General features: G+C 67.2%; 7 protein-coding genes. 2 read left to right on the top strand and 5 right to left on the bottom strand.

Translation table 11 applies throughout. From position 1 onward, the window contains the following. Window positions 1-28: 28 nt before the first annotated feature. From RZV17_RS02775 to RZV17_RS02765, 3 genes are all read right to left on the bottom strand, one after another. Complete coding sequence (locus RZV17_RS02775; protein WP_355607035.1) at window positions 29-2,557, bottom strand: TonB-dependent siderophore receptor; 2,529 nt, start codon at window positions 2,555-2,557, stop codon at window positions 29-31. Between the two features lie 223 nt (window positions 2,558-2,780). Further along, window positions 2,781-3,824: a FecR domain-containing protein gene (locus RZV17_RS02770; RefSeq protein WP_355607032.1), complete on the bottom strand. Its 1,044-nt coding sequence runs from the start codon at window positions 3,822-3,824 to the stop codon at window positions 2,781-2,783. Window positions 3,825-3,833: 9 nt separating this feature from the next. After that, window positions 3,834-4,343, bottom strand: coding sequence for a sigma-70 family RNA polymerase sigma factor (locus RZV17_RS02765; protein ID WP_184390890.1), 510 nt, complete (start codon window positions 4,341-4,343; stop codon window positions 3,834-3,836). A 210-nt stretch (window positions 4,344-4,553) separates the two neighbouring features. Here RZV17_RS02765 and RZV17_RS02760 point away from each other — a divergent pair, with 210 nt between their 5' ends. Then, on the top strand, window positions 4,554-5,072 hold the full coding sequence (locus RZV17_RS02760; RefSeq protein WP_355607029.1) for a hypothetical protein: 519 nt from the start codon (window positions 4,554-4,556) through the stop codon (window positions 5,070-5,072). After that, entirely contained in the window at window positions 5,072-5,992 is a 921-nt protein-coding gene (locus RZV17_RS02755) for an SMP-30/gluconolactonase/LRE family protein (protein WP_355607026.1), read from the top strand. The genes RZV17_RS02760 and RZV17_RS02755 overlap by 1 nt, the downstream gene beginning before the upstream one ends. A gap of 285 nt (window positions 5,993-6,277) precedes the next feature. Here RZV17_RS02755 and RZV17_RS02750 read toward each other — a convergent pair whose 3' ends face one another. Together RZV17_RS02750 and RZV17_RS02745 are read right to left on the bottom strand one after the other, a co-directional pair. Continuing rightward, entirely contained in the window at window positions 6,278-8,749 is a 2,472-nt protein-coding gene (locus RZV17_RS02750; RefSeq protein WP_355607023.1) for a hypothetical protein, read from the bottom strand. 339 nt (window positions 8,750-9,088) lie between these two features. Further along, window positions 9,089-11,278, bottom strand: coding sequence for a hypothetical protein (locus tag RZV17_RS02745; protein ID WP_355607020.1), 2,190 nt, complete (start codon window positions 11,276-11,278; stop codon window positions 9,089-9,091). Between the last annotated feature and the right edge of the window lie 225 nt (window positions 11,279-11,503).

Here is an 11,503-nt window from a genome sequence, read left to right as displayed (position 1 = left end):
CCACCCGGCCCCATCCAGACGCGGCCCATCACAGCGCGCCGCGCAGGGTCACCATCACGTTGCGCGGTTCGCCGTAATAGCGGCCGTTCACGAAGCTGGACAAGGTGGTGTAGTAGCGCTTGTCGAAGACGTTGTTGAGGTTGACCGCCAACGACCATTGCCGATTGAGCTGGTAGCGCGCCAACGCATTCCACACCGCACGGCCGCTGATGTCGGCAGTGGCGGTGCCGATCTGCCGGTACGCCAGGCTTTGCGCGCTCACGCCCCCGCCCACGGTGAAGTCATGCAGCGCTCCGGGCAGCTGGTAGGTTGTCCACACCCGCAGCAGATGCTTGGGCGTGTAGCTGTTGAAACTCTGGCCCTGGCTGCTGACATCCTGCAGATAGGTGGTGCGGTTGAAGGTATAGCCGGCAAACACATTCCAGTCGCGCAGCACCTCGCCGCTCACTTCGGCATCGAGTCCACGGCTGCGCACCTTGCCGCTGTCGGTGTAGCAGAAATCGTTGTTGCGGCAGGTGGGGCTGGTGCTCAGGTCGGCCTGGGCGCGATTCTTCTGCTCGATCTTGAACAGCGCAAAAGCGGTGTTGATGCGCCCATCCAGCCACTCGCCTTTCACCCCCAGCTCGTAGTTGGTGCCGGTCATGGGCTTGAGCATCTCGCCGGCTTCGGCCTGTGCGTTCTGCGGTTGAAAGATGTCCGCGTAACTCGCATACGCCGACCAGTGTGGGTTCAACGCATACAGCAGGCCGGCATACGGCGTGACCTGCCCGGTCTCGCGGGTGTGTTCGATCGATTGCGAGGGCGAGATGCCGGTCGTGGCGGTGTTCCATTGCGTGTCGTGCCAGCTCACGCGCGTGCCGACGATGGCTCTCAACGGGTCGCTCAACTGCCAACGCAAGGCGCCGTACACGCCGAATTCGCGCGCCGTGCCGCGTCGCGCCTCACGCGCATTGGCGAAAATTTCAGCATCGCTGATCGGCCGTACGCTGCGCTGCAGATCGAACACAGTGAAGGTCTGGAAATTGTTCTTGTTGCCGTACACGGTATCCACGGTGGTTTCGGCGAAATTGCTGCCCAGCACCAGCTCGTGACGGCGCCCCAATGCGGCGAAGTGGCCGATCAGGTTGGCATCGAAGCCGAACGCATCCGCATCGGAAATCGTGCGTGCCGCCAGCAGCGCGCCAGTGTCGTTTGCGGGGTTGATTGCGCGGCTGGAGCTGGCGAATTTCAGGTCGTGCTGCTCGCGCACCTGCACCGCACTGAGCTTGAACGCCCAATCGGCATTGAAGCGGTGATCGACATCGAGGTACAGACCGCGGTTGGATGACGCCTGCCGGTTCCACCGCGCGCCCAGATTGGTGTGGCGCGGCAGCCCGATATCGCGGCCATCGGTGAAACTGGGCAAACCGCCGAAGAACGGCCGGCCGTCGACCTGTTCGTAGCTCACGCCCAGACTGAGCTGCGTCTGCGCTGAGACCGCGTAATCGAGGGTGCCGTAATACGTCGGCGTGCGCCGCTCGACGCCGTCCACGAATGAGCGCTGATCCTGGTAATCGATCACGCCGCGCGCGCGCAGCGCGCCATCGTCGGTGAGCGTGGCGCTGCCATCGATCAATGCACCGTAGCGGTCCCAGCTGCCGCCTTGCACCATCACGCTCACGCCCGGCACATCCAGCGGACGCTTGCGCACCAGGTTGACCGCGCCACCCGGGTTGCCTGCGCCCTGCAGCAAACCCGCTGCACCGCGCAGCACTTCGGCGCGATCGTAGATACCCATGTTGGCGCTGTAGTTGCTGGCCCGCCCGTACATGCCGCGATTGAGCGGCACACCGTCGTACTGCACCGTGGTGATGTCGAACCCGCGCGAATAGATGTACTTGCCGCCTTGCGGGCTCTGCACGATGGTGATGCCGGTGGTGCTGGCCAGCGCGTCGTACACCGAGGTGATGTTCTGCTCGTCCATCAACTGCCGGGTCACCACGCTGATCGACTGCGGAATGTCCTTGAGCGATTGCTCGCCACGCCCGATGCTCACCGCACGCGCGGTATAGCTGCCGGTGCCGCTGGTGGCCGCACTGCGATCGGCCTGCGCGGTTACGTTGATCGTGGGCAGCAACCACGCATCCGCCTGGCTGCGGGCGGCCGGCCGGGCCGGTGCCGGGCGCAGCACATAGCCGCCGGTCTCCAGACGCACTGCCTGCAGGCCACTTCCGGCCAGCAGCGCACTCAGTGCGGCCGGTGCGGTGTAAGTGCCATCGAGCCCGGCAGTGGTTTTGCCCTCGGTCTGCGCGGCGGTGAAACTCAACAACAGGTTGGCCGAGCCGGCCAGCGTGCGCAGCGCCGGCGCCAATGGACCGGCAGGAATGCGGTGGCGTTGTCGCGCATCCTGCGCGGCGGCGGCGTCTTGCGCCATGGCGGCAGGCATTGCCGCACACAGGGCCAACCCGCACAGCGCGACTGCAACCGCAGCACTGATCGGCCACCGTGCAGGCTGCGGCGCGGTAACGGACTGAGACAACGAAGAAAGGGCGCTGCGGCGGCGGGCAATGATCGACATGCTGTTCCCACAAGGTTTGGTGTCGCACTGACACCGTCACCAAGGAGGTGCCGCAACTGCGGCGATCGGGCAGACCGAATCACGCTTTTTTTGATCGGCCACTTGTCATCAGCCTCGCACGGCTGATTTCCTCAAGTCATCCGCGGCCGACACCGCCATGCACGCGGCCATTTGAGGTGGCCGATTGCCACCCCCGCCATCGCTTCGATCAGCGCGCTGACCTCTAACCGGCAGCCTGCACCGTCACCCAGTAACGGCTGCGCCGGCTCACGCGCACCGGCAGCACGCTGGGCAGCATGGCCAGGATGCGGTCGGTATCGTCCAGCGGAAATACTCCGGAAACCCGCAGCGCACCCACCGCCGGGTCGCAGCGCAACAGGCCGGGGCGATACCGGTTCAACTCGGCGACAAAGACATCCAGGCGCAGTTCGTCGGCAATCAATTGTCCCTGCACCCATGCAGAGGCCTGTGCATCGGCGCTGGTGATCGCGCCGAGCGCGACGGCGGTGAAGCGGCATTGCTGGCCAGCCTGCACCCGCCCGGCGTGCTGCGTGGCTGCAAGCGGACGCACGTCCACCGCGCTTTCCAGCACGCCCACCTGGGTGTCGGCCACATCCTGGCGCACGCTAAAGCGGGTGCCCAGCGCACGGATGTCACCTTGCTGCGTGCGAACCACAAATGGCCTTGCATCTTGCGCGGCACCCAGCGCATGCGCGGTGGCCACCATGATTTCGCCTTCCAGCAAGCGCACCAGCCGCCGGTGCGCATCGAAACGCACGTCGATGGCGGTATGGGTGTTGAGCGTGATGCGGCTGCCGTCAGGCAGCCGCAGCGCGCGGCGTTCGCCGGTGGCGGTGGCGTAATCGGCAGTGGCACGCTGCCAACGCTCGGTGCGCGTGGCCAGCACGCCGGTGGCGCCAGCTACCCCACCCCACAGCAGCACATTCAGCGCCTTGCGTCGGCCCGGCGATGCCTCGCCGAGGTGGCCCGCATACGGCGACAGACTGCGGTACGCCGCCTGTGGCGCCAGCGTTTTCATCCGTCCGGTCACCGATTCGATATGCGCCCACGCGCGCGCGTGGTCCGGATGCGCATCGTGCCAGTGCTGCCACTGGTGCCGCTGCGCATCGCTGACATTGCCGGACATCAGCACCGTCAGCCAGTCGGCGGCCTGGTCGGCGACCTCGGCACTGATCGGCTGGCCACCGGCCAACAGCGGTCGCTGGCCATTGAGGGGCGGCGCAGCGTCGGAGCCGGTATCAGCCATGCACGACGCTCACACCGACAACGCGAACAGGCACTGCCGGTTGGCACGTGTGAGGTATTGCTTGACCGAGCTGCTGGACACCCCCAGCCGTTGCGCGATCTGCGCGTAGCTCAGTTCCTGCAGATGCGCTAGCAGGAAGGCTTCCTTCACTTTAGGCGGCAGGCCATCCAATGCCTGATCCAGCTGCTGCATGGCCTCCAGCGCCAGGCATTGCGACTCCGGCGATGGCGCCAGTTCTTCCGGCAGGGCCGCCAGCAGCTCCAGATAGCTGGTTTCCAGCACCTTGCGCCGGTGCCGATGCGCCATCAGCCGGCGCGCGATGGTGGCCAGGAACGGCCGCGGCTCGCGGATCTGGTCGGCCGCACCTGCACTGATCACGCTGATGAAGGTGTCCTGCGCCAGGTCGGCCGCGACGAACCCGTCGCCCAACTTGCGCCGCAGCCAGCCCTGCAGCCAACCATGGTGGTCGGCATACAGGCGCTCCACCTGCTGCTGCAGCGCCGTTTGCGTGACCGACACGGAGACCTCCTAGACGACTGAGCCCGGCGACACGGCGCCTGACGGGAATGAGAATTGCTCTCATTCTATCGAAAGCGGGCAGCAGCTGCAGGCATCCGCTACGACTCGGCTATCCGGCGCGGCGTGAGCGTGTTCGGTGGATTGAACATTCCGCTGACGAAGCCCTGACGACCCCCATGCTGCACTGCGGTTTTAGCAGGAGGTCCCGTCATGTCCCCCACGCTGTTGCCCGCCGCATTGCTACCCTCGCAGATCCCGCTCGACACCGACGGCAACGATCCCGCACTGCCGCCCAGCTTGCCGTTCCTGCATCTGTGGACCGGTCCGGATGGCAACAGCCGCCTCAATCCCTCGCAGTTGCCCGGCTTCGGCAGCAAGAGCGTGGGTGGCGGGGCGGCACCACAGTGGCTGCGGCCGTTCCCGGGCGAAGTGCTCGGCATCCAGTTTGCGGTGCTGCCGGTGGGCTGGGTAGGCGACTGGCACGAGAGCCCGCACCCGCAATGGGTGATCCCGCTGCGCGGCCGCTGGTTCATCGAAACCGGCGACGGCACACGGGTGGAAATGGGGCCTGGCGACATCCACTTCGGCCAGGATCAGGGCACCACCGATCAGCGTGGCCACCGCTCCGGCCAACTGGGCGATGAGCCTTGCCTGCAGATGATGGTGCAATTTGCGCAATCGCCTGGGGCCGCCACTGCGCATCCGTTCGGGCATCCGGCGCCACGTTGATGGATAGCTACTGCCGCGTTCGCGCACCCGGCGCTGCCCAGCCAGCCGATTGCCCGCCACCCACCACACAGCACGCAGCCCTGGCTGCGCGGCTGGGTGACTCGCGCCTGCAGACCCTCTACGACCAGGCCACCTGGAGCGAGGGCCCGGCCTGGTGGCAGGCGCAGCGCACCCTGGTATGGAGCGATGTGGTGGGCCGCCGTGTGCTGGGCTGGCGCGAGGACGGCGCGGTGGATGTGCTGCTGGATGCGACCGCGTTCACCAACGGCAATGCCGTGGATGCGCAGCAACGGCTGGTGCATTGCGAACACGGGCGCCGCGCCATCACCCGCAGCGACGGCGACGGCCAGGCGCACGTGCTGGTGAGCCGCTTCGAGGGCAAACGGCTCAATTCGCCGAACGATCTGATCGTGGCGCGCGATGGCGCGATCTGGTTCACCGACCCGCCCTTCGGCCTGCGCAAGCCCAGCCAGGGCTGCCCGGCCCCGCAGGAACTGGACCATCACGGCGTCTACCGGCTGCCGCCCGATGGCGGCGCATTGCAATGCATGACCACGCTGGACCACCCCAACGGGCTGGCGTTCTCGCCCGACGAACGCGTGCTGTACGTCTCGCAGACGCCCGAAGGCGGCCCGGGTGAGCCGGAGATCACCGCCTTCGACTGGCACGATGGCGCACTGCACAACCAGCGTCGGTTCGCGGTGGTGCCGGAAGGCCTGGCGGACGGCTTCTGCGTGGACCGCCACGATTGGCTGTGGAGCAGCTCCAGCGCCGGCGTGTGCATCTTCGACCGCGATGGGCAATGGCTCGGCCTGGTGCCCACGCCGGCAACGGCCTCCAATTGCACGTTCGATCTGGAACAGCGGCGGCTGTTCATTACCGGCGGCAGCGCGCTGTGGCTGCTGGAGCTGCCGCAATAAGCCTTGCGAGTCTGGCCATTGCACTGCATACGGGCCGCAGCCTCGTGTGGCGTGGCGAGAGCTTGCCGGGTTGCCACCCGCGGGTCGGCGCTTGACCCGGCAACGTTCAGGCAATAAAAAAGCCCGCTTGCAGCGAACTGCCAGCGGGCTTTGCTCCCTCCCCCACGTCGGGATGCAGGATCATAGTGCGCGCCCCGAATCCGACTTGCACGCTGCACTGCAAAACAACACCAGACAGTACAGAACTGGCCGGAGTTTCTTCACGCGGTGATGGCGCTGCTGCGGTCACCGCAGCAGATCGGGCTGGGCCTGATACCACTGCGGGGCGTGCAGCAGATGCCATTCCGGCGTGTCGTTGCGCAGCCCCACTGCCGCACTCAACACACCCCAGCGCGCGAGCAGGCTGCCGCTGCGCTGGCTGCCCTGCAGACGCAAACGCGCATCCACCTGGAAGCGATCGTTGCGTGCCTGCAAGCGATCGATCACCACGGTCTCGCCTTGCCACTGCGCACGGGCAGTCACTTGTGCCTGCCCTGCATCCACCAGGCGCAACATCCAGTTCGGGATCGAGCGATCGCGTGCGTACAGCGCCATCAAAAACGCCAGATCGCGCACCTGGATGCGCACGCGTCCATCCACGCCGATCGGCTGCCGCCATTGCATGCGCGTGTTCTCCAGCGCGATGCGCGCCCACCAGCCATCGCGCCGTTGTCCATCGGGCCCGGTGAATCCGACATTGCGCAACTGGATGGTGCTGGCATCGAGACTGAATTGCTCCGCACGCAGATCGCCGCGTTGCAGGCGCAGATCGGCATCCACATCGCCGCGCAACGCCAGCCCGGCAAACTGCAGGCGCGCCGCACGCGCGCCGATGCGCAGGCCGCCCTTGCCGATGCGGCCGCCCGGCTCGATCTGCAGATCGCCGCTAAGCACTCCGTTGCCACCATCGAAATGCAATTGCTGCTGCGGCAGATAGCGGTTGTAGGCACGCAGGTCCGGCACGCGTGCATTGGCAAAGGTCAGGTGCGCACGCGTGGCATCGCGCAGGGTGGTCAGGTTGCGGGCGTCGGCGCGCGTCTGCAGGTCCAGGCGCAGATCGCGGCCTTGCACGAACGGGCGCGCTGGTGACTCGCCATGAGCGATTGAAAACTGCTGCATCTGCAACGCGAGTGCAGGCAGCAGTTGACCGTTTGCATCGGCGTCCACGCGCAGATCGGCACTGGCTTGCCCGTCGATCGCATGCCCCATCACCCCGACATGCGCGCGCACATGCGGCACCTGCAGGCGGCTGCCGGCACCGAGCTGGCCACGCGCGATGCGCAAATCCGCATCCACCAGGCCATCGCCTTCCAGCGTGAGCCAGTCCACATCGGGAAACAGCGCGGGGATCCAGCTGAGCGAGGCCAGCTGCCAATGCAGCCGCGCATGCCCGGAGGTGCGCGGCAGCAGGCTACGCATGGATTGCAAGGGCAATTGGCGGCCCTGCACGCGCAGGTCCGCATCCAGCGTGAGCCCGGCATCGGCCGCTTCCGGCATCCGGATGCTCAGACGCATGTTGTCGTCCACCTGCAGCTGCGCAGCCAGCTCGCCCAGCACTGCTGCCGGAGTGCGCGTGCTGTCGTGCAATGGCGCCCGCCAATGCAGCTGGCTACCCGGCTGCAATGCGCCGCGTGTCCAGCGCAGTTCGCCATCGGCACGTCCCTTGCCCGGGCGCGTGGCAACCGTGTGGCGGCCCTGTGCCGTGCGCGTGACATCCAGCGCCGCAGTGTCGCCATGCACGGCCACCAATGCGTCTGTCAGTTGCAACAGCGCAAGCCCGCGCGCCTGATCGGCCGCATGCCGCGCAATGCTGGCTTCGAGCCGCAGCTGACCATTGCGCAGCACTTCGGTCTCGGCCCAGCGCACCCGCGCCTTGTCGAACGCAGCGCGCGACGGAAACACTTCCAGCGGCCCGCCGCGCAATTGCTTGAACAGGCCAAGCTGCAACTGGCCATCGCCCTCGATCTGCAATTGCCGCAGCGACAGCGCGTGCACCTGCTGCGCCTCGATGCGGTCGAATTGCAGGGTCCAGGCAGGCCTGGCGCCTTGGGTGACGGCTGGCGAACTGCTGGCTGAGGTGGTGGGTGTTGCAGTGGCTGATGCAGTTGCTGCTGGCGCCTTGGCTGATGCCGATGCCGCGACCGGCGTCGCGCTTGCTGATGGCGCTGCAGCGTGCGACGGGCTCGCAGTCGCGTACGACGAAGTGGTTGTTGCGGTTGCGGCCAGGGCGCCAGGCTCAGCGGTGCCCGCCACGGCCGGGCCTGATGTGGGGTCTGGCATCCTGCCTGCCCGCTGCGCCCGCGACGGCGCGGCCGGCCGCGTGGCACTGGCTGCATCCGGAACGGCCGTTGCCGCCTGCAGGCCGGCGCGCACACCTTGCACCTGCAGGTGTGGCACCAGCAATTGCCGTTTCAGCAGCGGCAGCAGACGGATCTGTCCGCTCATGCGTCGGGCGCTGACATCCCAGCGGTTGCGCGTGGACTGGCCGTGCAGCGCCACGTCCCAGAGCACGAGCCGCCCCGGCCACCAGGTGACTGCGGGCCCCCAATGCATCGCGAACTTGTCCGGCGTGCGATTGAGCGCTGCCGGGCCGAGCGGCGTGTTGAGCAGCAGATTGCCGAGCACCAGGTAGCTGGCATACAACGCGATGGCCACCAGGATCGGCCAACGCAGTACGGCGGGCGCTGCGCGCCAACGGGCGCGGACGGGCATCGTCATGACGGCAGGCTCCTGAAGACCGCGCACGCGGCGCCGCGCAGTGTGCCAAGCCGGCCGTGAGCGCGGCGCGCAACCACCTCATGCGCCTCATACGCGTGGTGCGCCTCATGCGCGTGATGTGCTGGGTGTGCTGGGTGTACTCGATGTTCGGTGTGCTGGATGTACCAGCAGTGCGACTGTCAGCGGGTACGCCTTGCAACGGCGCACAGAACGTCCGGATCCATCGTCGGCCAACCAGTCCGCAGCGTTCCGGGCGCCCTCCCGCGATCCAGCACCACATCTCCGCGCACCCTACTCCATCTCTGCAGCGTGCTTACCCGACGGCGCTCACCGCGCTTGTCAGCGCGTGCTCGACGTGCTTTTGGACACCGGTGGCAACAAGCCCGGCTGTTTGTCGTACCACTCGCGTGCGCCGGCCAGATGCCATTGCCGCTGCTTGCCATCGAGCTCGATACCGGCACCCAGCACGCCCCAGCGCAGATACAGATCGCCGCGGCGCTGGTCATCGTCCAGCGCCAGCCGTGCCCGCAAGGACAGACGCGCGTTTTCCGCATGAAGGTCGTCCACCGTCAGTTGCTGCTTGCGCCAGCGCACGCGCCCGGTGGCATCCAGTTCGCCGGAATCCAGCAAGCCCAGCACCCAGCGCGGGTAGTCTGCGCGCTGCGCGAACACCGAGAGCAACGGCGCGATATCGCGCATGCGAATGGCCGCATCGGCATCCACCTGGAACGGTGCGTCGGCCTGGATGGTACCGGCACCGACCTGCAGTTCGCCCCACCAATTGGCATCGCTACCATCGTCGCCCACGCGCATATTGCGCAGGCGTACCCGCGTACCGCTGAGGTCGAAGAACTTGTTCTTGAAATCGGCGCGTTGCAGCCTGGCCTGCAACTGCGCATCGCCACGCATCTGCACGCCAGCCACTGCCAGGTGCGCGCCCTGCCCCCGCAGATTCGCATGCCCGTTGCCAACCTCGCCGGATGCATTGAGCGCCACATCGCCGGTCAGGCTGCCGCTGCCACCGAGCAGGCGCACGTTGTTGCCGGGCAGGTAGCGGTTGTAGACGGTCAGGTCGGGCACACGCGCATCGCTGAAACGCAGCTGCGCCTTGAGCGTCTCACTCAAGCGGGCCAGTTCGGCATCGCCATGCATCGCCAGCTGCAGATCGCGGCCATCCAGCAAGATCTGTTTCGGCGCGTCGCGCGGCGCCGCCTTGAACGTGGGAATGCTGACGTCCAGATGCGCCTGCGGCGTGGCGGCATCATCGATGCGCCCGTGCGCCTTGGCGATGCCTGCCAGGCGCGTGTCGAATACCTGCGCCACGGCCTCGACACGCGGGATATCCAGGGTGCTGCCACTGGTCAGCCTCCCCTGCGCAAGACGCAGATCCGCTTCGACCAGACCGCCGCCTTCTAGCTGAAACCACGGCTTGCGCACGAACAGCTCGGCGATCCAGTTCAAGGATTCGAACTTCCAGCGCCCGCGCACCTGACCCGACAGACGCGGCAACACCTGCGCCGGTTGCTCGAACGGAATGCTGCGCCCGGCGATCCGTAGATCGGCCTGCAGTTCGCTACCGGTCGTGTCGTCGCGCGGCAGGCGTGCCTGCACGCGGATGTCGCGCGCCACATCCAGCTGCAATGCCAGCATGCCGCGGTCGGTGGCACCGACGCCGGCCAGCAACGGCAGCCGCCACACCGCGTGGCTGCCCGGCTGCAGGGCACCGCGGTCCAGGGTGATGTCGGCCTCCACGCGCGCAGCAGACGGCCCGCTGCGGATATCCACGTGCGGCGCACCGGTATCGATCTTCAGCGCCACCGTCGCGGCCTTCAACTGCAGGCGCGCGTGGGTGATCCCGAGCTTGCGCAGGCCCGGCGCCTGGTCGCGGTAGTGGCGCGGAAACTGGAACTGCGCGTCCACCTCGGCACCGTTGAACACCTGCACACCGTCGTAGCTGACCACCGCGTCGCTGAAGCCCGCTTCGGACGGAAACAGCTCCGACGGCCCGCCCTTGAGTTGCTTCAGGAAGCCGACCGTGCCGTGGCCATTGCCGGCGATCAGTAGCTTGCCCAGGCGCGCACTGCGGATGCTGTTGCTGGTGATCGCATCGAAGCGCAGCGTCCAGCCGGTATCGCCGCGCGGCGGCGGCGGGATGGGCGTGTCGGCGGTCTCCACCTCGGCGCTCAGGCCGGTGGCGTGCAGCCACGGCAGACGCACCTCGCGCCGGAACAGCGGCAGCAGCGCCACCCGCGCATGTGCGCGGTCGGCATGGAAGACGTACACGGTGCGATTGGCCTGCCCGCGCATGCGCACGTTCCAGGCCATCACCTGGCCCGGAAACAGCGTCAGCGCCGGGCCGGTCTGCATGGTGAACTTGTGCGGCTGCCGGTTGGTGGTGGCATCGAACAACGGCGTGTTGAGAAACATGTTACCGGCCAGCAGATACAGCGCGTAAAGCACCAGCAACACGCACACTGCAACACGCCACGGCCGGGGCCAGCGCTGGAAGCGATCGCGAACAGAGGGCATGGGCGCAGGCAGGCAGGAATCTGTCGCCACTATCGCGGTTGGGCCGGCGGCGACGCGTGAACACTGGACGCGACGCGTGCCGGCGGGGTGAGCGGCGCAGCGGATGGATGCTCCGCAGCGAGCGGCGCCAGGCGCCGACAGCGGTCGCGCTCGCCGGCACTTCCCCTCCGGAAGCGATCGCGGGGACTGCGCCGTGCGCTTGGCCATTGCACCAAGGTCGCACCC

Origin of the sequence: Xanthomonas cannabis (assembly GCF_040616535.1) — a bacterium.
Taxonomy (GTDB): Bacteria; Pseudomonadota; Gammaproteobacteria; order Xanthomonadales; family Xanthomonadaceae; genus Xanthomonas; species Xanthomonas cannabis.
Note: the sequence above shows the minus strand (reverse complement) of the source record. Positions and strands in the feature narration are given on the sequence as shown.

Bases quoted from the DNA above. Each gene is read 5' to 3' on its own strand.
- RZV17_RS02755 (WP_355607026.1), top strand. From the start codon at position 5,072: ATGGATAGCTACTGCCGCGTTCGCGCACCCGGCGCTGCCCAGCCAGCC.
- RZV17_RS02775 (WP_355607035.1), bottom strand. From the start codon at position 2,557: ATGTCGATCATTGCCCGCCGCCGCAGCGCCCTTTCTTCGTTGTCTCAG.
- RZV17_RS02745 (WP_355607020.1), bottom strand. From the start codon at position 11,278: ATGCCCTCTGTTCGCGATCGCTTCCAGCGCTGGCCCCGGCCGTGGCGT.
- RZV17_RS02750 (WP_355607023.1), bottom strand. From the start codon at position 8,749: ATGACGATGCCCGTCCGCGCCCGTTGGCGCGCAGCGCCCGCCGTACTG.
- RZV17_RS02760 (WP_355607029.1), top strand. From the start codon at position 4,554: ATGTCCCCCACGCTGTTGCCCGCCGCATTGCTACCCTCGCAGATCCCG.
- RZV17_RS02770 (WP_355607032.1), bottom strand. From the start codon at position 3,824: ATGGCTGATACCGGCTCCGACGCTGCGCCGCCCCTCAATGGCCAGCGA.